Source organism: Chryseobacterium sp. C3, assembly GCF_014218905.1.
Lineage (GTDB): Bacteria > Bacteroidota > Bacteroidia > Flavobacteriales > Weeksellaceae > Chryseobacterium > Chryseobacterium mucoviscidosis.
Genome location: NZ_JACLCU010000006.1, coordinates 159850 through 182342, shown reverse-complemented (window position 1 = coordinate 182342; position 22493 = coordinate 159850). Strand labels below are relative to the sequence as shown.

Genomic DNA, 22493 nt, shown 5'->3' with positions numbered 1-22493 from the left:
ATGAATTCAACTTCACATCAGATCGGCTGGAAAACCGCAGTGGCAATTGTTGTTTCGAATATGATCGGAACCGGAATTTTTACGACACTCGGTTTTCAGCTTACCGACATTACGAATGCTTACAGCATATTCCTCCTTTGTTTCATTGGAGGAATTCTTGCTTTGTTCGGAGCCTTTTGCTATGCCGAATTAGGGTCGCATTTCAAAGGGAACGGCGGAGATTTTATTTATCTGAAAGAAACCTATCACCCGCTTTTAGGCTATCTCGTGAGCTGGATTTCCCTCATCATCGGTTTTTCATCTCCCGTTGCATTGGCAGCTTTGGCGATGTCGAAATACCTTTCTGCTTTCGATGTTTCTTTTGGAAACAGCTTTGCCATCGGAATTATCTTTCTGGTTTCCGTTTTTTTGTCATTCAGCTTACAGGCTTCAAGCAGATTTCATAATTTTTTTACATTGATAAAAATTGCGTTCATCATTGTTCTCATTATCATAGGAATCGGAATTTCAGACTCAGAAACAATTGGGAACAGCCTGAAATTAGATGATTCATGGCAAAAGGAAATCATGCTTCCGGCTTTTGCAACGTCTTTGGTTTTTGTAACGTATTCTTACACCGGTTGGAATTCTGCTTCCTACATTGCCGGAGAAATAAAAGATGTTCAGAAAAACCTACCAAAATCACTCATTGTAGGAACTGTTTTCGTAACCGTTTGTTATCTCTTGGTTAATTTTATCATGCTGAAACACGCTCCGGTAAATCAATTGGCGGGAAAAGAAGATGTGATGGGGGAAGCTGCCAATAATATGCTGGGAAATACTTTCGGTAAAATAGTTAATATTTTTATTGCTTTACAGTTAGTCGCTACAATCAGCGGTTATTTGTGGGTAGGTTCCCGTTTGACGCAGGCTTTTGCAAAAGAAAACAGACTCTGGAAATCTCTATCGGTCGGCAATAAAAAAGGAATTCCTGTCCGTGCGATTTTTGCCCATGCCGTGATTGCAACGTTGATTATTTTAACGGGAAGTTTTAAAGAGATTTTTGTTTATACCGCTTTTATTCTGCAGTTATTTGCCAGTCTGGCAATTTCAACGGTGTATTTTATAAAAAAGGAAGATCGGAAAATATTTAAATCCAATCTTTTTTATATTTTTCCGACGGTTTTTTTGTTATTCAGCATCTACATTCTTTATTTCACGTTGATTCATAATCCTAAAGAAAGCATCATCGGCTTAGGAATTGTTGCGGTGGGAATTGTTTTGTATTTAATTGATAAGAAATTATCACGCTAATTTACATTAATCGTAAAACAGTCAAAAATTGTTTTTAACGCAGAGTTCGCAAGGATAATTAGACTAGCTTTGAAAAGAATCCGTTCGCAAGGGCGTTTCACTCAGCAAATGATAGCAGAATTATATTTTTAAAATCATTTGAGGCACTTTAATTTCAAGAAGTTATTACGTTAAGAAATCATTTATAACATTTTTATCATTCGCTGAGTGAAACGCCGTTGCGACCGAAAAGCAATTGCAATCATTTTAAAAGAAAAACCCTGCGAACATTGCGCTAAAAATTGAACCATTAAGAATATTATTTGAACTTTTAAATTTTGGTGTTCAATCATTACAATTACATGTTGTTTTTAACGCAGAGTTCGCAAGGATAATGGAACCAGCATTGAAAAAAATCCGCTCGCAAGGGCGTTTCACTCAACAAGTGGTAGCAGAATTATATTTTTGAAATCATTTGAGGGACTTTAATTTCAAGAAGTTATTACGTAAGAAATCATTACAATTACGTATTGTTTTTAACGCAGAGTTCGCAAGGATAATTGAATTAGCTTTGAAAAAAAATGTTCGCAAGGGCGTTTCACTCAGCAAGTGGTAGCAGAATTATATTTTTGAAATCATTTGAGGTACTTTAATTTCAAGAAGTTATTACGTAAGAAATCATTTATAACATTTTTATCATTCGCTGAGTGAAACGCCGTTGCGACCGAAAAGCAATTGCAATCATTTTAAAAGAAAAACCCTGCGAACATTGCGCTAAAAATTGAACCATTAATAATATTATTTGAACTTTTAAATTTTGGTGTTCAATCATTACAATTACATGTTGTTTTTAACGCAGGGTTCGCAATGATAATGGAACCAGCATTGAAAAAAATCCGCTCGCAAAGGCGTTTCACTCAGCAAATGATAGCAGAATTATATTTTTGAAATCATTTTGAGACATTTTAACTTAAAAAAGGTATCATTCATAAAGAATCATTTAAGCGTTCTTATCACTTGCTGAGTGAAACGCCCTTGCGACCGAAAATAATTACAAACATTTAAAAGAAAAACCCTGCGAACTTTGCGCTTAAAAAAGCGGTTAATTCAAAAACTGTTGCAAACATTGAGTTAAAAAAAGATTCTTCAATATGCATATGCTTCATTCAGGATGACAAACTATTAGTTTTAAAATTGAATTAATAATCCGTATCTTTGCACCCACAAAATTTTCATAATGTCTAAATCATTAATTCCAAAATTAGAAGCTATAAAACAGAGATATAATGAGGTGGCAGACCTTATTATACAGCCTGATGTTATTTCAGACCAAAAAAGATATTCTTCTTTGAACAAAGAATATAGCGATTTGGGGAAAATTGTAAAAGTTTACGATCAATATAAAGGAGCGTTGGATACGATTGAAGAATCCGACGAAATTATTGCCGACGGATCTGATAAAGATTTCGTGGAACTGGCAAAAATTGAAAAAAACGAAGCACTGGAAAAAATTCCGGGACTGGAAGAAGAATTAAAAGTTTTATTAATTCCTAAAGATCCTGCTGATGACAAAAACGTTATCGTGGAACTTCGTGCCGGAACTGGAGGTGATGAAGCAGCCATTTTCGTGGAAGATATTTACAGAATGTATTCCATGTACTTCAAGACGAAAGGATGGAGACATGAGGTTACAGATTCCAACGAAGCGGCTAAAGGATATAAAGAACTCATCATGAAAGTGGAAGGTGAAGGTGTGTACGGAATCATGAAATTCGAATCCGGAGTTCACCGTGTACAGCGTGTTCCTGAAACAGAATCTCAGGGACGAGTTCACACTTCTGCGATTACCATTGCAGTTCTTCCGGAAGCTGAAGAAGTGGATGTGGAAATTAATCCGGCAGATATCGAAATGCAGACTTCACGTTCCGGTGGAGCAGGAGGGCAGAACGTTAACAAGGTGGAAACCAAAGTTCAGCTTACGCACAAACCTTCAGGATTGGTGGTGGTTTGTCAGCAGGCTCGTTCGCAGTTAGCCAACCGTGAACTGGCGATGGAAATGCTTCGTGCAAAATTGTACGACATCAAATTGCAGGAAGTTCAGGGAGATATTGCAGCACAGAGAAAGACAATGGTTTCTACGGGAGACCGTTCTGCAAAGATCAAAACATACAATTATCCTCAGGGAAGAGTTACCGATCACAGAATCAACAAATCCATGTATAACTTAGATGCATACATGAACGGAGATATTTCTGAGATGATCGATGCCGTTATCATGGCAGAAAACGCCGAAAAAATGAAAGGCGAAGAAGAAAGTTTATAAAATCTTTACCATAAAATCTTTTGTAAGTCTCCGGAGTATTTCGGAGACTTTTATTTTGAGCTTAATTCATTGTTTAAATTATGCAGTGTTTAAATATTTTTAAATCAATTGATTATGTTGTTTTGTAAATGCTTGTTTAAAAATAATTTAGGAAAAAAAGGGTTTCATGGTATAATTAATGTACTTTTACATCAACTCTTGATCATTCAGGAGTTTTTTTATACACTAAAATTGAAAAATGTACCGTACTTATGAAAAAACTTCACATTGCCTTTCTGGCAATACTTCTCTTTTGCTTTCAAAGCTTAAAATCCCAAAATATTCTAAAGCCTGAAAATGTTTTTAATCTTTATTTTAATTCTTTTGTAAAATATGATGATGAATCTGTAAAAGAACTCAACAGTTATCTTATTAATTTTCTGGGAAAAGAAAGTACCCACAAAATGAAACTTAAAGACACCTACAACGAAAAGATTGATGATTATACCCAACTTTTTCTTTCCGGTCTTTCTGTAAATGTGGCATCTGCGTGCTCCGTTGAAATTAAAAATTATTTCAGCGCTTTAATGCAGAATTTTGCCGAGGCGAAATACAGGATAAAAGAAATTAAAACCGTAAATGATGAAAGATTTAAAGGAAACGGATTCTCTGAAGTTACATACGAAGCAAGTTTTAAAGTGCCTTCTCATAATCTGATGCTTAATATCGGGGATATTAAAAAAATAGGTGCAGGAGAAATGAAGAAATACCTTATTGATGTTACCAATCAGTTAAAAAAAGCAGACAAAATCGTTTCCACAGAACAGAAATTCAACCTTTATCAGATTAAGGTTGATGACGCCATTTACTACTGGAACGGAGGTCCACAGGAATTAAACTGGAAGCTAAATGAATTTTATCTGAGAAATTTCAATTAAAAATTAAGGCTGTTTTAGGACAGCTTTTTTTATTTAAAACAGATTCCTTATTTTTGGCAAAATAGCTTAATATGAAAATCACACCCATTTTATTAACAGCCGGAGTTCTTTTTTCGGCAACATTTTATTCACAAAAAATGAATTATCCAAAAGCATTAAAAGGAAACCAAACCGATACGTATTTCGGAACTGCCGTTGCAGATCCCTTCCGTGATTTGGAGAACGATTCGGAAGCCACCAGAAAGTGGGTAGATGATGAGGTAAAACACAGTCAGGATTACCTTTCGAAAATTTCCTTCAGAGATGAAATTAAAAACCAGTTGAGAGACATCTGGAATTATGAAAAAATTTCGGCACCTTTCAAAGAAGGAGAATATACGTATTATTATAAAAATGACGGATTGCAGGCGCAGTCGGTTTTATACAGAACCAATAACAAAACAAAAGCAACCGAAGTTTTTCTGGATCCTAATAAATTTTCAGAAAAAGGAACCACTTCACTTTCACAGCTTTCTTTCAACAAAAAAGGAAATCTGGCTGCGTATTCTATTTCGGAAGGAGGAAGCGATTGGAACAAAATCATCATCATCGATGCTGTAACAAAAAAACAGATTGATGAAACTTTGGTTGATGTAAAATTCAGCGGAATTTCATGGCAGGGTGATGAAGGCTTCTATTATTCCAGTTACGACAAACCAAAAGAAGGAACCGTACTTTCCGGAATGACGGATAAACACAAAGTGTATTTTCATAAACTGGGAACCAAACAATCCGATGATCAGTTGATTTTTGGCGGAGAAAAAACACCAAGAAGATATTTAGGAGCGGGAGTTTCCGAAGATCAAAGATATCTGATTATTTCCGCAGCCAACGCAACCAACGGAAATGAACTGTATATTAAAGATATGAAAAACGGCGGCGATTTTGTTCAGATTAATAAAGGTTTTGATATCAATGTAAGCATTGTTGATACTCAGGGCGATGATCTTTATATTTTTACGGATAAAGATGCTCCGAATATGCGTCTGGTAAAAACTTCCATCAAAAATCCGGCTCCTGAAACATGGAAAGATGTTATTCCTCAGACCGAAAATGTTTTAGGAATTACAACAGGAGGAGGATATTTCTTCGCAACTTACATGATTGATGCCATTGATCAGGTAAAACAATATGACAGAACCGGAAAACTGATTCGTGAAATTTCCCTTCCCGGAAAAGGAAATGTTTCCGGATTTGGAGGCAAGGAAACAGAAAAAGAGCTGTATTTTTCATTTACCAATTACATTACTCCCGGAACAACGTATAAATTTAACGCTGATTCAGGAAAATCAGAAGTGTATCAGAAGCCAAAAGTGAAATTCAATCCGGAAGATTATGTTTCAGAACAGGTTTTCTACACTTCAAAAGACGGAACTAAAATTCCGATGATGATCAATTACAAAAAAGGAACAAAACTTAACGGTAAAAATCCTACGATCCTTTATTCTTACGGTGGATTCAACATCAGCTTACAGCCCGCTTTCTCTGTTGTAAATGCAATCTGGATGGAAAACGGCGGAATCTATGCCGTTCCGAACATTCGCGGTGGCGGAGAATACGGTAAAAAATGGCATGATGCAGGAACGAAGATGCAGAAGAAAAATGTTTTTGAAGATTTCATTGCGGCAGGAGAATATTTACAGAGCAAAGGCTATACTTCCAAACAGTTTATGGCACTTTCAGGAAGATCAAATGGTGGTTTGCTGGTAGGAGCTACCATGACGATGCGTCCTGATTTAGCTAAAGTAGCGTTTCCCGGAGTAGGTGTTCTGGATATGTTGAGGTATAATAAATTCACCGCAGGAGCAGGCTGGTCTTACGATTACGGAACTGCGGAAGACAACAAAGAAATGTTTGACTATTTAAAATCTTATTCTCCGGTTCATAATGTAAAAGCGGGAACGTGCTATCCATCAACCATGATTATCACCAGTGATCACGACGACAGAGTAGTTCCGGCGCATTCTTTTAAATTTGGTGCAGAATTACAGGAAAAACAGGCTTGTAACAACCCGATTTTACTAAGAATTGAGAAAAACGCAGGTCACGGAGCCGGAAGATCTACAGAACAGGTAATCGGAGAAAATGCAGATCTGATTTCTTTTGCCTTGTATGAAATGGGGATTAAAAACCTGAAAAAATAATCAAAATGTTAAAAATGGCTGATATATTAAATGTTAGCCATTTTTTTTGTAATTTTCCATTCAAGTTATATTTGTTTAGAATATTTAAAAATATTAATTGGCTATTATGAAAAAAAGAATTTTACTGGTTTGTGCTTTAGCGGGTATTGCTACCTCTTCTTATGCACAAAGATGGGAGCCATCTTCTCAGAAAGTTTCTGAAATTAGAAAAGAAGTTGAAGTGAAGTATGCTTACAAAGTAGACTTACCAACACTTAGAAACCTTTTGAAAGATGCTGTTGAGACAGGAAATGGAGCAAAACCTGTTATTATTTCTTTACCGACTGTAGAGGGTAAAGTTGAAAAGTTTGCGGTATATAGCAATCCTGTTATGGAAAAATCTATGGCAGATACCTACGGGCTTGGATCTTACGTAGGTGTAGGAGTGGATGATCCTTCAAAATATCTTAGATTTAGTACATCGCCTACTGAAATCCAGACAATGATTATTAAAGATGGTGTATTTCAGTTTATAGAACCTATTACTAAGGATAAAAAAACATACGGCGTTTTTTATAAATCCAAGAGAACACAGAGCGACCAAGGGTTTGAATGTGGTACAGAAGAAAAAAATATCAAGGATATTAAATCTCTTTTAGAAAACGGAAAAAAAAATCTTTCTAGTGTAGGAATTACAAACAGACCTTCTATTACAAAATACAGAACGTATCGTTTGGCGCTTTCTACAACGGGAGAATATACAAAACTGTTTGACCCTTCAGGAGGAATTACAAATACAGTAACCCAAATGAATGCAACAATGACCCGTGTGAATGGTGTTTTCGAAAAAGAATTTGGTATAAAATTACTTGTCCAGAATTTACCGGGAATTATTTATACAGATCCAACGACAGATCCTTATACCGGTAATTTAAATTTAAATTTACAGCAAACCCTAACTTCCCAAGTTGGGAATGCAAATTATGACATCGGTCACGTTTTCAATGCGGCAGGAGGAAATGGGAATGCAGGCTGTATAGGATGTATTTGTACAAATCCTGCAACAAGCACTACTTTAGCAAAAGGATCAGCATTTACTCAGAATACAAATCCTGTAGGAGATACGTTTGATATCGATTATGTTGCACACGAAATGGGACATCAGCTTGGAGGAAACCATACGTTTTCTAATATTACAGAAGGAACGGCTGTAAATGTTGAACCCGGAGGAGGAACAACTATTATGGCATATGCGGGAATTACCCCAGATAACGTTCAATTGAATTCTGATGCGTATTTTCACTATTCATCAATTGATCAGATTCTAACAAATCTTGATAGCAAAAGTGCTTGTGGTACGGAACAGACGATCACTACAAACACCGCTCCGGTTATTGCACCTCTTACAGCTTACACCATTCCTAAAGGAACAGCTTATTATTTGGAAGCTTCAGCTACTGATGCACAGAATGATGTGTTTAAATACAATTGGGAGCAGTATGATACTGTAGGAACAACCAATTCTATTTCCGGAGACAGCGGATGGGGATTCAATCCGGTGGGAGCATTAACAAGATCATACTTTGGAACAACCAGCGGAAGAAGATATTTCCCTAAATTATCTACTGTAATGGCAGGTAATTTAATTAATAAAACTGATTGGGAAACAGTATCTTATATTCCCCGAGTTTTAAAATACGCAGTTACTGTAAGAGACGAAAACCCGGTAAGACCAATGGTTTCTTCTTCAGAAACAACAGTTACAGTGGGTAACGACGGGCCATTTAAATTTAATGGAATTACTGATGCTACAGTACTTTACAACAACGCTTCAAATACAATCTTATGGGATGCGGTAAATACAAATGCTGCACCATATAATGTATCAAATGTAAAGATTGATTATACAACGGATAATGGAACTACATGGACAGATTTGGTTGCATCAACACCAAATACTGGAAGTTATACAGGGCAAATGCCTGCTAGTTTAACTGGTGCTGTTAAATTAAGAATTTCTGCAATTGGAAATGTATTTTATGCGGTTTCTCCACAAATTACAGTGGCGGCTGCGCCGACTTCTACTACGAATGCGCCTACAGGTTTGAAAACAAGAGATCTGGACGTACTGAGAACATCAGCTATTGTAGGATGGAATGCAGTACCCGGAGCAACATATTCAGTAAACTACAGAAAAGTAGGCGATACAACCTGGATGACAGCTTCAAGCAGTGTTAATTCAATTTCTTTAACGGGCCTTGAAGATGAAACCAGCTATGAAGTAAGAGTTTCTGCTGTGGTAAATAATGTTCCCGGAACTTTATCAGGAGTTTATACTTTCAAAACAAAAGGTCTTAGAACAGGATATGATTATTGTGTACTGAACAGTCCGCTTCCTTACTTTGGAGCAATAGGGCGTGTTCAGTTGTCAAATGTTAATTATGTGGATGCTACTTTCAGATCTTATAAAGATATTACTGAGGTTCCTGCCAATGTAATTAATCTTGTGAAAGGAACAGCATATTCTGTAGCAGTATATGGTTTGTCTACTTCAGATTATGTTAGTAATCCGATGGGACTAAATGTCTGGATCGATTATAACAGAAATGGTGTATTCGAAGCTTCAGAAAAAGTTCTTTCAAACAGTGGTACGCCTAATGCTTCCGGTGTAAGAGCGGTTTCTGCTAGCTTTACAGTTCCTACAACTGCTTATTCAGGAGATAAAACGACTTTAATGAGAGTTGCGGGTAATTTTAATACTCCTCTTACTTCAGCTTGTGGTTCTGTAAGTCCAGCAGGAGGAACAATGGACTTCAGAGTGAAGATTACCGATACAGTTCTTGCTACGGATGAGGTTAAAAATAATGCAGAATCCGATATCTCTATATATCCGAATCCGGCAGAAGACTTTGTTGGGGTGAAGAATATCAAAGGTAAAGCAGATTACAAAATCTACAGTGCCGATGGAAGATTGGTACTTCAGGGAGATCTTAGCAATCAGATTATTAATGTATCCAGTTTAGTAAAAGGGGTATATGTAATTGCGATTAAAAATGGGGAGAAATCTTACAGCACTAAGTTAATCAAGAAGTAATATTCTTAACATAGATTCAAAATAATCCGGATAAACTTTATCCGGATTATTTTTTTATCTAACATTCCCGAAAATGTAAAAAAGTGTATTAAATAATATAGAATTTAATGAAAACCATACTTCTGTATATCTCAATATGGTTTACAGATATAAAAATATAACTTACAGGCGCTAAAACACTTCTTTCAGTTGCAAGAATGTAATTTACAGTAGGAAGAATATAACTTACAGACGCGAGAATATAAAATACAGGCGCAAGAATATAAATTACAGGCGCTAAAATACTTCTTTCAGTTGCAAGAATGTAATTTACAGTTGGAAGAATATAACGTACAGATATAAAAACCGCCATTGCAGAAGGGAAATGTTTTTCCCCTTCATTAAATTTCAGAAGAAGGTTTTAGCAGTTGTTTGTAGTTTGTACTTATTTCTTTAATTGACATTAAAAAATTACGATTAGTGAGTACATAAAAAGCAATTTTGCAGTTTTGCAGTTTCGCTTTTTTTATTTAAAAAATATTCCCTCAAAAATGTGTAATTTTAGCCATCTATTAAATCTGAAATTATGAGAAGGGCAGTTCAGAATAAAACTCCTCAATTCACTATTACCGAAAAGAAAACAGAGGTCTATCCTTTTGAGAAAGACGGCTTACAGTTAAAATCTTCTTATACGGCAGAAGACGTTAAAAATCAGGAATTAACGCAGACTTCTCCGGGAATTGCTCCTTATTTAAGAGGTCCGTATTCCACAATGTATGTTCAGAAACCATGGACGATCCGTCAGTATGCGGGTTTTTCCACAGCAGAAGAATCCAATGCTTTTTACAGAAGAAATCTGGCGGCGGGACAAAAAGGTCTTTCGGTAGCCTTCGATCTGGCAACACACAGAGGATATGATTCCGATCACGCGAGAGTTGTGGGCGATGTTGGAAAGGCGGGAGTAGCAATTGATTCTGTGGAGGATATGAAAATTTTATTCAATGAAATCCCTTTGGATCAGATTTCGGTTTCCATGACGATGAACGGAGCGGTTCTGCCGATTCTTTCATTCTATATTGTGGCGGCAGAAGAGCAGGGCGTTTCTCAGGATTTGCTTTCAGGAACCATTCAGAATGATATTCTGAAGGAATTCATGGTGAGAAATACCTACATTTATCCGCCTGCACCTTCCATGAAGATCATCGCCGATATTTTTGAATATACTTCTCAGAATATTCCGAAGTTTAATTCCATCTCAATTTCCGGTTATCATATGCAGGAAGCAGGAGCAACTCCGGTTCTGGAAATGGCTTACACGCTTGCCGATGGATTGGAATATGTAAGAACAGGAATAAAAGCAGGAATGAATGTTGATGATTTTGCACCAAGATTATCATTTTTTTGGGCAATCGGGATGAATCACTTCATGGAAATTGCAAAGATGAGAGCGGCAAGATATATCTGGGCTGAATTATTAAAACAGTTTAACCCTCAGAATCCGAAATCTTTAGCTTTAAGAACCCACTCACAGACTTCAGGATGGTCTTTAACGGAACAGGAACCTTTCAATAATATCACCAGAACCGCGATTGAAGCATTATCTTCAGCGTTGGGCGGAACGCAGTCTCTTCATACCAATGCTTTGGACGAAGCCATTGCACTTCCTACAGATTATTCAGCAAAAATTGCAAGAAATACACAGATTATTCTTCAGCAGGAAAGCGGAATCTGCGATGTCGTAGATCCTATGGGCGGAAGCAATTTAGTGGAAAGTCTTACGCAGCAGATGATAGAAGAAGCGATGAAGTATATCGATGAGGTAGAGCAGGAAGGCGGAATGACTAAGGCCATTGAAGCCGGAATTCCAAAGATGAGGATTGAAGAAGCGGCAGCGAGAAAACAGGCAAAAATTGATAGCGGGGAAGAATTTATCATCGGGGTTAATTCTTTCAGATCAGAATTAAAGCAGGATGCCATTGAAATTTTAGACATCGACAATACGGAAGTCCGCAGAAAGCAAATTGAAAGATTAAATAACATAAAGGCAGAAAGAAATTCTGACGCGGTGAATGAGATTTTAAATGAAATCCGTGAAAGTGCCAAATCAGGAAAAGGAAATCTTTTAGCCTTATGTATTGAAGCGGCGAGAAGGAGAGTAACGCTGGGCGAAATGAGCGATGCGATGGAAGAAAGCTTCGGGAGATACAAAGCCAACATCAGAACAATTTCAGGAGTTTATGCCATGAACGCAGGGAAAAACGAATATTTTGAAAAAGCCTTACATCTTACTCAGAAATTTGAGGAGGAAGAAGGGCGCCGTCCACGATTAATGGTTGCCAAAATGGGACAGGACGGGCACGACAGAGGAGCAAAAGTAGTCGCAACAGCATTTGCAGATATGGGATTTGATGTGGATGTGGCACCATTATTCCAGACTCCGGAAGAAGTGGCAAAACAGGCGGTAGAAAATGACATTCATATTTTAGGAGTTTCTTCTTTGGCGGCAGGTCATAAAACTTTGGTTCCGCAGGTGGTTGAAGAACTTAAAAAACTCGGAGCAGATGATATTACCATTGTTGTAGGAGGCGTAATTCCGCAGCAGGATTATGAATTTCTGTATGCGAACGGAGCGGATTTTATTTTCGGTCCGGGAACCAACCTTCCGAAGTGTGCAGTAGATATTCTGGATAAATTTTTAAATTAAATTAACCTTTTCATCCGATAAGTTGCACAGCTTTTGTACTGTATTCCATAATCAAAAAACAAAATATTATGGCTTATACAGTAGTTTCCGTATTTCCTGTAACGGTAGATACAGAAGAAATTAAAAAAGATTTAAAAGAAAACGGCTTTGATGAAGCAAATATCATTATTTCCAGATCAAACCTTGAAAGCGGACTGTCAACCGACAATTATCAGGAAGATGAGCAGACCAAAGGATTTTTTGAATATACCTTTGCGCATGACAATGATATGCTTAATGCTTACAGAAAGCACAGCATCGGAAAAAATAATGTAATTGTTTATGCCGATAATCTCGAACAGGCGGTTTCCGCAAATTCAGTGCTGAATAAGAACGGAGCTTTGCAGGTATACAGAAAACCTGAGGAAGAAAAAACAGATATTCCTGAAGGAATGACCGAAGAAGAGTATAACGGAATTATAGCAAAAGCAAGGCACAATATTTACTTCTTAGGATCAGAAAGAGTTTACCATTCGAACATCATTAAAGGAATGGATGATCCGATGGATGATCTGGGATCTAAAGATTAAGAGCTAAAAAATACAATAAATAGGCTGCTTCAGAAATGAGGCAGCCTATTTTGCTAAATATTATATGAAAAAAAAACAATTAGGGTAGCAAAACTTTATCAATTGCATGGATAATTCCGTTGCTGCATTGTACGTCGGTTACAATAATATTAGAAACTCTGTTGTTGTTATCTGTAATTTTTGCACCGCCTGTTGTGGTAATCTTAAAACTTCCGCCCTGGAAAGTTGGAACCATCATATTGTTTGTGAGATTATTAGATCCTACATTGGCGCCTGTAACTACGTGGTATTTCAAAGTATTTTCCAAAGTCGTTTTTGGAATGGCTGCAAGATTAGCCGCTCCGATTTCTGTTAGCAAAGAAGAAAATGCTGTGTTGGTAGGTGCGAAAACCGTAAACGGAGAATTGGCAGTTCCGCTTAAAATTCCAACAAAATTCGGCATATCACTTCTTGTAAGAGCAGAAACCAAAGACGTAAACTGAGGATTTGCCGTTGCATGAGTAACAATAGTTGGCAAACCGATTACCGCATCTACTTTATGAATTACTCCGTTGTTGGCATCAATATCTGTGGCAACAACATTCGATACCCCATTAATTTTTACACCGCCATTCGTATTGATAAACATACTGATCGGTCTTGTGGAAGAAGCAGATCCCATAGCAAGAGTAGAAACATAGCCGGTAGAAATTGCTGCGGCTTTTACTTCAGAATTCAAAACGTGGTTCATCAGCAAAGTTTTTAATGCCGCCGTAGGAACGTCATTAAGACTTGCATATCCATTTGTTTGTAAAAAAGTTGCAAAAGCGGCATTTGTTGGGGCGAATAGTGTAAACGTTCCGCTTTGGTTTAGAGTAGCAGAAAGACCTGCTTTGTCAATGGCAGCTTTTAAACTGCTTAAGTTACTGTCTGAAGAAACCAGTTCATAAGTTGTTTTCTCAGTCATCATGTTGTCGTCATTGTCATCGCAGGAGATAATACTAAGCATAGCAACTCCTGAAAAGAGTAGAGGTTTAATGAAATTTCTCATAATATTATTTGTTAAGATGTAAAATCTTATAGGCAAATATTATACCTTTTTATTTATTTTAGTAAAATAAATTTACTTTTTTATCAGTTTATCTTTTAGATCATAAAAAGAGATAGGTGAAAAAAGGAGTTTCGATTAAAAAAGAATTACAGATTTAATAAAAAAACTAAAAAATAATTTTGATATTCAGAAAAATGTATATATTTGCAATGTAAAATAAAGTTTAACCATTTAAAAACAACGAAGCAATGTTCATATCCAATCAGCTTTCAACAGTAGGATTGCCTTTTGCAAAGGCGAGGCTTCGTGGTTTGGTACACTCTTAGAATAACAGTACAATGAAATATCACCCGAAGTCGTAGAGATTTCGGGTTTTTTATTGCGCAATATTTCAAACTCAAAACAGTTTCCCCGAAAATCTTTTTTTGAAATTAGGATTTTTTCAGATAGCAGATCATTTTTTATCTGAAGCTATTTCCAGCTTTCCGCTGTATCTTTTTAGTTACGACCTGCGCTTCGCTCCGGTCGCAACAAAAAAGGATGCCGCTGCAATCTGGGCTAGAAAAATCCATTGAAGAAACCTCATAGAAACCTCATAGGTTTTTAAAACCTATGAGGTTTAGATAAGGTCAGCCAATATTTTGCCTGGCGAAATGTAATATGAAGTTTAGAAAATAAAATTTCTGAACCTCACTTCTAATGCTAAATTAATGGAAAAAGATAACCTTCTGCATTCCCGGATAAGAACTCTTAGGAGCAGAAAAAGAATCATAAGAAAAGATGTAGAAAAACAAATACTTAAAAAATATAAACGTCATAAAGAAGTCTGGAAATTAAGAAGAAATACTCCGCTCATTCCGCTGGAAAAACCTTATCAGAAAGGATTTGTAAGATTCTTTGTTGTAAGAGATGATGTAAAACGTTCTAAAGACGGCGATTTTTTCGAAAATTTTTTAAAGAAAATCAATACGGAAATGTACTCCGACACCCGAAAATTTCTAAAAAAGAAAAGAAAATTAGGACGAAGAATTTACGTGGAAAAAGAACAGAAAACCGCAAACGTTCTTCTCTGGGAATGGAACAATCCGACATTTGGTTTAACGGAACGCGAAAGGCAGTATTTTGTAAAAAGAGAATATTACGCTCATAATAATAGACTGATTAAAGAATATTATGAATTCATTGAGCCGTGGAGATTTGTATTGAGAGTAAAACCGAATATCATTACCCACTATAAACCTTTAGATGAGGATTTGGAAAGAGAGTATAATGCATTAGACTCCTATTTAAATCAGCACAAAGTAATAGGAATTATTCAAAAAACCATTTATGGGAAACCCAATAAATGGAGGGATAAATACAAAAGGAAAACTAACGTGAGAAAATATTTTAATTATAAGATCTCCGCAGAAGATCTCGCAGAAATATTTACAGACGGAGAATTTTAATTTTTCAGATAAATCATTAAACAACAAAAGTAAGCATGACCTGGAAAGTTGCAGAAAGAAAAATAGGAAAAGCAGGAAATATAAAACAGCAGCAGAAAAGACAGCAGGATTGGAACCGTAAATATGGCGAAAACTGGCAGATCGGATATTTTATAAGCAATGAATTTGTAGCACAGGAAGATGCTTTGGAAACCATCTATTACAAAAGTTATGAAGAACATTTTGAAAATCATCCGAATGATTTACAGGAGCTTATTCATACAGCCAAAGCCTTACGGAATCCACATGCAGAAATGACGGGAGGAACAGATTTACAGCTTCCTGCAATTTATCAATATTTAAAAAACAAAAATCTTACGCTTTTGGGCAACGAGATGGTAGACATAGGAACCTATGGAACCAGATCACACAAACTCAGTGTAAGACTTAGTCCTCTTACCATTAAAGTAACAGGAAATCCCAATATGACCTTAGAAAAATTCTGGCAGGAAAAAAAATGCCTTGTCATTTGGGAAGACAATTAAAACAAAAACAATGGGAAATTTAAAACTTAAAGGAAAAGATATATTAAAATTAGGCTATCCAAACAACCAGAGTGTCAACATCGCTTTGGAAGTGATGAAAAGGAACTTTGCCACAAAAAACATCCATCACGTCAAATCTATTCTAAAAGATATTCTGGTGAATCCCGAAAACTTTGAAAAAGATTTAACCTTCGGACAGATTGCAGAAGCTTTGCTTTCATCCAAGAAAACTGAAAAGAGGATGCTCAATACACATAGGGCGACATTCAACATTTTCGGAAACAATATTTCAGATGAAGCCAAAAATCAATTATACACCGCGCTCAAGCTTCCAATTTCAACACAGGGAGCATTGATGCCCGATGCGCACAGCGGATACGGACTTCCGATCGGAGGCGTTCTCGCGGTAGAAAATGCTGTAATTCCTTACGGAGTCGGGATGGATATTGGTTGCCGAATGAGTCTCAGTATTTTGGATACGCCCATTTCATATCTTGAAGGCGCAAGAGATAAATACGAAAAAGCGCTTGCTGAACATACCAAATTCGGAATGTACGAAATACACAAATCTCACATCGACCACGAAATTTTCGACAGAGATACGTTTGATCTCATTCCGATTTTAAGAAGATTAAAAGGAAAAGCCATCAAACAGATGGGAACCTCCGGCGGCGGAAATCACTTTGTGGAATTCGGAGAAGTGGAAATTACGGAAGAAGACGAACAGATCGGGCTTCCGAAAGGAAAATACCTCGGAATTCTTTCGCACAGTGGTTCGCGTGGATTGGGAGCAGAAATCGCCCAGTATTATTCCAGAGTTGCGGCAGAACAGTGTCCGTTGCCGAAAGAAGCTCAACAATTTGCGTGGCTGGATCTGAATACTCATCTCGGATTAGAATATTGGACCGCAATGAATCTGGCGGGAGATTACGCTTCTGCCTGTCATGACGATATTCACAGAAGACTTGTAAAAGCAGTCGGAGGAAGAGTAAAAGCAAAGATCGAAAACCATCACAATTTTGCATGGAAAGAAATCCACAACGGAAAAGAAGTAATCGTTCACCGAAAAGGAGCAACTCCCGCAAATGAAAACGAATTGGGAATGATTCCCGGTTCCATGACGGCAAAAGGATTTATCGTCCGTGGAAAAGGAAATCCGGATTCTCTGAATTCCGCTTCTCACGGAGCCGGAAGAGCCCATTCAAGAGGCGAATGCAGAAGCCTTTTTACTCAAAATGATATTAAAAAAGAATTAAAATTAAAGAATGTCATCTTAATGGGCGGAAATGCAGAAGAAGCACCAATGGCGTACAAAGACATCAACGAAGTGATGAACGCGCAAAGCGAACTGGTGGATATTCTGGGAACTTTCCAACCGAGAATTGTAAGGATGGATAAGTAAAATGGTTGTTAGTTTTTGGTTGATGGTTGTTAGAATTTTTAACGCCATCAACTGACAACCATCAACCGACAACAAAAAACAAAAGAAATGGGAGCACCACATAATATAAAAAGATACGGTGAAGTCTGGCCGGAATTTAGGATTCAAAGCGGACTCGAAATTTTAGAAAAATTAAAAGATAAAATTATTATTTCAGGAGGTTGGGCGTGGCATTTTATGTCTGAAATCGGGCATACGGAATACAAACACGCGCACGACCATAAGGATATTGATGTATTTGTAAAAAAAGAGAATGTAGCAGAAGTTGTGATAATCCTTCAACAGCAACGTTTTCAGAAAGTCTGGACAAGGTACGATCATCTTCAGAGCGAAGAGAATTTCCGAAGATATGAGAAAACAGTTGAGCTGGAAAACGGAAAATTCCACAGGATCACAATCGATTTCTTTGAAAGAAATGATCTTGAAACTGTTGAAGCTAACGGATTTACCGTCGTAAAGCCTGAAGTTTTGCTCACGTTCTACAGAAACATTCATTCCAGCGATAAATGTTGGGCAGTTATGGCTGCAAAAGATTTACTGGAAAAAAAGATTGATCCTATCGGTCATCCGAAATTAAGTGAAATGCCAAAATAGATTGAGATGAAAAAAACATACAAACAGGAACATTTCAGATATTACGAAAACCTTCTCGTAGTCTGTCCGGATTGCGGTGAAGATGCTGTCGTGGAAAATGAACACAATTATAAACAGGCAATTCTGAAGTGCAGACATTGCGATTTACAGAAGAATGCATTAGATCTTTTGGTGTACAAAGCTTTTGTCAATCTTTACTGCCCGATTTGTGCACATCCCATTCGTTATGAGCAAGGCAATTTAAAAGAAAAGCCTAAAATCAGTAATGTAAAATGTGATGCATGTGATTCTCAATTTCAAATTCAGCCAAAAACTGAAAAGTATCTGAATTCTTTTCCCAAAGAAGAAGGTTTAATTCACGATCCTGTTTTCGGTTGTCCGTATTATTTTCAGGCAGATTTTAAAAGGAAATTATTCTGGGCGAGAAACAGAGAGCATCTGTTGGAAATGGAAAATTATGTTTCATCAGATTTAAGAACAAGATTACCTTACAGAATGCGAATGGTAGAAAGATTACCGACATTTATTAAAGAGGCCAAAAACAGAGAGGCAATTTTAAAAATTTTACAAAAATGGAAAAACTCATACAAATAACCTCAGGAAGAGGACCTTTAGAATGCCAATGGGTGGTGGCAAAAGTTCTGAAACATTTTCTTCAAGAGGCAAAAGATAACAATTTAGATTACGAAATTATTCACCGTGAAAATGGCGATGAAAACCTTACTTTGAAATCGGTGACTTTGCTTTTACAGTCAAAAAATCTTAATGAATTTTTAGATAATTGGTTAGGAAGCATTTGCTGGATTGGGAAAAGCACCTTCCGGAAACTGCATAAAAGAAGCAATTGGTTTATCGGCGTTTTTGAACTGGAAGGATTGGAGAAAATCAATTTTAATGAAAAGGACATTCAGTTTCAGACAACCAGAAGTCAGGGAAGCGGCGGACAAAATGTAAACAAAGTGAATACGGCAGTTCGCGCAACACACATTCCGACAGGACAAAGTGTTTTCGTTCAGGATTCGCGTTCACAGTTGGAAAATAAAAAACTTTCCATCACAAGATTAAAAGGAAAAGTATTGGAACAGAATATCATTCAGCTTCAAAAAAGAATGCAGGAAACATGGAACAATCATCTGAATGTTCAGCGTGGAAATCCGATCCGTACATTTTCCGGAACCGACTTTAAAAAGAATTATGAAGACAAATCGTTTAAAAAACAGAGAAGTCAGCTCAAAAATGAATTAAAAAACTATAACAATGACCTTAACTAAAAATAAATACTATTTTGAGGCTTTAGACAATTATCCGTACAGTTTGCCGGAGTGTCTCGAAGCATTAAACTATGCGTTGTCTTATGATCCTGAAGACGCAGACAGTCTTTGTCTGATGGGAAGAATATACAGCGAAATGTTATCCGATTATGAAAAGGCAAAGCTGTACTTTGAAGAAGCCATGCAGTGTGACGTAACGAATCTTAATACACCGCAATATTATATTAAATGTCTTCTGGATAATGAAGATTATCACGAAGCAGAAAAACTGATTGATTATTCTTTAAAAATCAAAGGAATTGACCGGTGTACATTATGGTTTTACAGAGCTTTACTTTCCGAAAAAAGAGGAAGTTTTGCCAATTCTTTGAAATTTCTGGATGAATCTGCAAAATACTGTTTTACAGAATACAGCCTGAATGTGGTGAAAGACCGAAAGAAATTCATCAAATCGAAAATGCCGAAGAAAAAGAAGATGAAAAAAGCGAAGGAGACGAAATAAGTCTCCTTTTTAACATAATATATTTTTTTGACAGCCATTCATAAAAAATCTTAGATTTGCTTAAAATCAATCACATGAATAAAAATATATTTTATATACCACTCTCTGTAGCGGTGATGTTCGCTTACAGTACAGTAAATGCGCAAAATTCTAAATCACTGATTCAGGATTACTATAAAAAAAATGCACAGCTTACTCAGAAAAATAGTTTTGATAATAAGCTCGGATTTATTATTCTCAATGAAGATAATTCCAAAAGTCTTGGAGTAAATATTGTAAATGTACAGCAGACTTACAACGGTCTTCGTGTGTACAATGCTTTAGGTAAAGTTCTGATAAAAGATGAAAAAATAATCTCTGAAAAAAATGATTTCAAAAAAGAGATTGTTATCGGAAATCAGGGAAGTTCAAAAGAAAGAATTCCCGAAGAAACACTGAAGCAAAACTTAAACCTGCAGGAAATATTAAAAACAGAATACCTGCCGGACGTTTATTTTGACAAAAATAATGTATTGGTACTGGCAAAAGAGATTTTTGTTTCAGATAAGAAATCTTCAGATGTATGGCACGTAATTGCAGATGCTTCCACCGGAGAAATACTTACTAAAGACAATCTTACGGTAAGCTGTAATTTTGATCATAACGAAAGCGGTGAAGAGAATTCTTATTCAGAACCTGTAAAATTTACAACGGAAAGTTCAGATTCTCAGAAAACGACTTCATTATTGGTTCCGTCTAATGCCTCTTATAATGTTTTTCCTCTACCAGTAGAAGCACCAAGTTTCGGATCCCGCTCTGTTGTAAACAATCCTTGGGATCTCACGGCGTCACCAGAAGGATGGCATTCTACAGGTACAGCAAGCTATACCAATACAAGAGGAAATAATGTGTACGCATACTCGGATCAGGCAAATGCAAATACACCGGGATATTCTCCGGACGGCGGAGCTTCAAGAAATTTTGATTTCACATATGCAGAAGGAAGATACATCAATCCTTTTACGCATAAAGATGCAGCCATTACCAATCTTTTTTATTTAAATAATAAGATTCATGATGTATTTTATAAATTTGGATTCACAGAATCGGCAAGAAATTTTCAAACAAATAATTTTGGAAACGGAGGAATTAGCGGAGATGCAGTAAATGCAGAAGCGTTCGACGGAAGCGGACTGAATAACGCCAATTTCAGTTCAGGATATGAAACGGTAATCAGCGGAACCACTTACCTTCTTGCGCCAAGAATGCAGATGTATCTTTGGTCAAGAGCACAGACAAGCGCAGATCCTATTTCACGTTATCAGTATAATTCTCCCTCTGCCGTCGCAAGTCGTCCAAAAGTTTTAACAGGTGCAGCATCTTTTGGACCTTTGTTGTTTGAAGGTCAATCCGTAACAGGAGATCTCGCAGTTTCTTCGCCGGCGGATGCATGTACACAACCCGCAGCAGGAAGTCTTACAGGAAAAATTGCTGTTGTAACCAGTACTACCTGCGAATACAGCCTTAAAGTTCTAAACGCTCAGAATGCAGGTGCAGTAGGTGTTATTGTTTACAGACCAAGTACAGATACACCCGCAACAATGGGAGCCGGAACCTATGGAGATCAGGTTACTATCCCTTCAATTAATATGGGGAAAACTGAAGGCGAATTTTTAGTAGCACAGGTTTCCGGAGGAAATACCATCAACGCAACTTTGATTAATGATTTTAACGGATTTAAACATTCAAGTTTAGATAATGGTGTTGTTATTCATGAATACGGTCATGGAATTTCCAACAGACTGACGGGACAGGGCTACAGTTGTCTGTCTTCTACCAACTCTACCGAACAGATGGGAGAAGGATGGTCAGACTACTTTGCATTGATGCTTACGACCAGACCGGGAGATACATCTTCTCTTGCGAGAGGAATGGCAACCTATGTTGCAGAACAGGCAACAACAGGAAACGGAATCAGACCTGCAAAATATTCACCGGACTTTACAGTAAACGGATATACGTATAACAATACTAATTCTATGACTGGAAATCCTCACTCTATAGGATTTGTATGGACTTCCATGCTTTGGGATCTTACGTGGAAATATGTAGAGAAATATGGGTATAACAGTGATGTTTTAGCCAATCCGAATTCAGGAAATGCCAGAATTTTACAATTGGTAATGGACGGGCTGAAACTTCAGGCCTGCAGTCCTACATTTATTGACGGAAGAGATGCCATTCTTCAGGCAGATCAGGTTAAAACAGGAGGAGCAGACAAATGTATGATCTGGAAAGCCTTTGCTAAAAGAGGCTTGGGAACAGCAGCTTCTGCCGGAAGCAAAACCGTAGGAACAGATCAGGTAGAAAGTTTTACCTATCCTGCAGAATGTGATATTGTACTGGCAACACAGGAAGCCGGAAATGCAGAAACAAAATATGTCGTTTTTCCAAATCCTACCTATGATGAATTCTTTGTAGGAAATATTGATAAATCCAAGGAAGATGTTAAGGTAAAACTTTTCGATATGTCAGGAAAATTAGTATTCTCCGATACGCGTGAAAACACTTCCAAAAAGGCATTTTCAACCAGAGGATTACAAAAAGGAGTGTATATGGTAAACATCAGACAGGGTGAAAAAACTCAGACAGAAAAACTGATTGTTAGATAAATTATTCAATCA

At 36.9% G+C, this 22493-nt stretch carries 17 protein-coding genes; 15 read left to right on the top strand and 2 right to left on the bottom strand.

The genetic code is table 11. The features are described 5' to 3' along the window. The 5 genes from H6W53_RS14935 to H6W53_RS14915 all read left to right on the top strand — a co-directional run bounded on the left by H6W53_RS14935 (position 1) and on the right by H6W53_RS14915 (position 9768). Positions 1-1293: an APC family permease gene (locus H6W53_RS14935; protein WP_185207912.1), complete on the top strand. Its 1293-nt coding sequence runs from the start codon at positions 1-3 to the stop codon at positions 1291-1293. Between the two features lie 1216 nt (positions 1294-2509). After that, the gene (gene prfA / locus H6W53_RS14930; RefSeq protein WP_087708166.1) at positions 2510-3595 is read left to right on the top strand and encodes a peptide chain release factor 1; all 1086 of its coding nucleotides are present in this window, start codon (positions 2510-2512) and stop codon (positions 3593-3595) included. 251 nt (positions 3596-3846) lie between these two features. Beyond that, complete coding sequence (locus H6W53_RS14925) at positions 3847-4512, top strand: hypothetical protein (protein ID WP_185207910.1); 666 nt, start codon at positions 3847-3849, stop codon at positions 4510-4512. A 137-nt stretch (positions 4513-4649) separates the two neighbouring features. Then, on the top strand, positions 4650-6695 hold the full coding sequence (locus H6W53_RS14920) for a prolyl oligopeptidase family serine peptidase (protein WP_228457810.1): 2046 nt from the start codon (positions 4650-4652) through the stop codon (positions 6693-6695). 106 nt (positions 6696-6801) lie between these two features. After that, positions 6802-9768 carry a reprolysin-like metallopeptidase gene (locus H6W53_RS14915; RefSeq protein ID WP_185207906.1) on the top strand — a complete coding sequence of 989 codons (2967 nt, stop codon included), beginning with the start codon at positions 6802-6804 and terminating at the stop codon, positions 9766-9768. Between the two features lie 88 nt (positions 9769-9856). On the opposite strand, the gene H6W53_RS14910 is transcribed toward H6W53_RS14915, so the two are convergent. Beyond that, a complete protein-coding gene (locus tag H6W53_RS14910) occupies positions 9857-10120 on the bottom strand; it encodes a hypothetical protein (protein WP_185207904.1) in 264 nt (87 codons plus the stop codon). Positions 10121-10333: 213 nt separating this feature from the next. On the opposite strand from H6W53_RS14910, the gene scpA reads away from it, so the two are divergent. Together scpA and H6W53_RS14900 are read left to right on the top strand one after the other, a co-directional pair. After that, complete coding sequence (scpA, locus tag H6W53_RS14905) at positions 10334-12451, top strand: methylmalonyl-CoA mutase (protein WP_185207902.1); 2118 nt, start codon at positions 10334-10336, stop codon at positions 12449-12451. Positions 12452-12519: 68 nt separating this feature from the next. Next, entirely contained in the window at positions 12520-13020 is a 501-nt protein-coding gene (locus tag H6W53_RS14900) for a hypothetical protein (RefSeq protein WP_185207900.1), read from the top strand. A 79-nt stretch (positions 13021-13099) separates the two neighbouring features. Here H6W53_RS14900 and H6W53_RS14895 read toward each other — a convergent pair whose 3' ends face one another. Next, on the bottom strand, positions 13100-14050 hold the full coding sequence (locus H6W53_RS14895; RefSeq protein ID WP_185207899.1) for a fasciclin domain-containing protein: 951 nt from the start codon (positions 14048-14050) through the stop codon (positions 13100-13102). Between the two features lie 710 nt (positions 14051-14760). Here H6W53_RS14895 and H6W53_RS14890 point away from each other — a divergent pair. The 8 genes from H6W53_RS14890 to H6W53_RS14855 all read left to right on the top strand — a co-directional run bounded on the left by H6W53_RS14890 (position 14761) and on the right by H6W53_RS14855 (position 22481). Then, positions 14761-15498, top strand: a complete 738-nt coding sequence (locus H6W53_RS14890) for a hypothetical protein (protein WP_185207898.1) — start codon at positions 14761-14763, stop codon at positions 15496-15498. Positions 15499-15533: 35 nt separating this feature from the next. After that, positions 15534-16022 carry a hypothetical protein gene (locus H6W53_RS14885; RefSeq protein WP_185207897.1) on the top strand — a complete coding sequence of 163 codons (489 nt, stop codon included), beginning with the start codon at positions 15534-15536 and terminating at the stop codon, positions 16020-16022. Between the two features lie 10 nt (positions 16023-16032). Continuing rightward, positions 16033-17424, top strand: a complete 1392-nt coding sequence (locus H6W53_RS14880) for an RtcB family protein (protein ID WP_185207896.1) — start codon at positions 16033-16035, stop codon at positions 17422-17424. Between the two features lie 87 nt (positions 17425-17511). Further along, positions 17512-18057 (top strand): hypothetical protein, encoded by a 546-nt coding sequence (locus tag H6W53_RS14875; RefSeq protein ID WP_185207895.1) that lies wholly within the window; start codon positions 17512-17514, stop codon positions 18055-18057. A gap of 6 nt (positions 18058-18063) precedes the next feature. Continuing rightward, a complete protein-coding gene (locus tag H6W53_RS14870; RefSeq protein WP_185207894.1) occupies positions 18064-18651 on the top strand; it encodes a hypothetical protein in 588 nt (195 codons plus the stop codon). Then, positions 18630-19328: a peptide chain release factor H gene (prfH, locus tag H6W53_RS14865; RefSeq protein WP_185207893.1), complete on the top strand. Its 699-nt coding sequence runs from the start codon at positions 18630-18632 to the stop codon at positions 19326-19328. The genes H6W53_RS14870 and prfH overlap by 22 nt, the downstream gene beginning before the upstream one ends. Beyond that, positions 19315-19830 (top strand): tetratricopeptide repeat protein, encoded by a 516-nt coding sequence (locus tag H6W53_RS14860; RefSeq protein ID WP_185207891.1) that lies wholly within the window; start codon positions 19315-19317, stop codon positions 19828-19830. The genes prfH and H6W53_RS14860 overlap by 14 nt, the downstream gene beginning before the upstream one ends. A gap of 74 nt (positions 19831-19904) precedes the next feature. Then, a complete protein-coding gene (locus tag H6W53_RS14855; protein ID WP_185207890.1) occupies positions 19905-22481 on the top strand; it encodes a T9SS-dependent M36 family metallopeptidase in 2577 nt (858 codons plus the stop codon). Positions 22482-22493: the final 12 nt, after the last annotated feature.

Coding starts and splice junctions, on each gene's coding strand:
- H6W53_RS14935 (WP_185207912.1), top strand. CDS start 1: ATGAATTCAACTTCACATCAGATCGGCTGGAAAACCGCAGTGGCAATT.
- prfA (WP_087708166.1), top strand. CDS start 2,510: ATGTCTAAATCATTAATTCCAAAATTAGAAGCTATAAAACAGAGATAT.
- H6W53_RS14925 (WP_185207910.1), top strand. CDS start 3,847: ATGAAAAAACTTCACATTGCCTTTCTGGCAATACTTCTCTTTTGCTTT.
- H6W53_RS14920 (WP_228457810.1), top strand. CDS start 4,650: ATGAATTATCCAAAAGCATTAAAAGGAAACCAAACCGATACGTATTTC.
- H6W53_RS14915 (WP_185207906.1), top strand. CDS start 6,802: ATGAAAAAAAGAATTTTACTGGTTTGTGCTTTAGCGGGTATTGCTACC.
- H6W53_RS14910 (WP_185207904.1), bottom strand. CDS start 10,120: ATGGCGGTTTTTATATCTGTACGTTATATTCTTCCAACTGTAAATTAC.
- scpA (WP_185207902.1), top strand. CDS start 10,334: ATGAGAAGGGCAGTTCAGAATAAAACTCCTCAATTCACTATTACCGAA.
- H6W53_RS14900 (WP_185207900.1), top strand. CDS start 12,520: ATGGCTTATACAGTAGTTTCCGTATTTCCTGTAACGGTAGATACAGAA.
- H6W53_RS14895 (WP_185207899.1), bottom strand. CDS start 14,050: ATGAGAAATTTCATTAAACCTCTACTCTTTTCAGGAGTTGCTATGCTT.
- H6W53_RS14890 (WP_185207898.1), top strand. CDS start 14,761: ATGGAAAAAGATAACCTTCTGCATTCCCGGATAAGAACTCTTAGGAGC.
- H6W53_RS14885 (WP_185207897.1), top strand. CDS start 15,534: ATGACCTGGAAAGTTGCAGAAAGAAAAATAGGAAAAGCAGGAAATATA.
- H6W53_RS14880 (WP_185207896.1), top strand. CDS start 16,033: ATGGGAAATTTAAAACTTAAAGGAAAAGATATATTAAAATTAGGCTAT.
- H6W53_RS14875 (WP_185207895.1), top strand. CDS start 17,512: ATGGGAGCACCACATAATATAAAAAGATACGGTGAAGTCTGGCCGGAA.
- H6W53_RS14870 (WP_185207894.1), top strand. CDS start 18,064: ATGAAAAAAACATACAAACAGGAACATTTCAGATATTACGAAAACCTT.
- prfH (WP_185207893.1), top strand. CDS start 18,630: ATGGAAAAACTCATACAAATAACCTCAGGAAGAGGACCTTTAGAATGC.
- H6W53_RS14860 (WP_185207891.1), top strand. CDS start 19,315: ATGACCTTAACTAAAAATAAATACTATTTTGAGGCTTTAGACAATTAT.
- H6W53_RS14855 (WP_185207890.1), top strand. CDS start 19,905: ATGAATAAAAATATATTTTATATACCACTCTCTGTAGCGGTGATGTTC.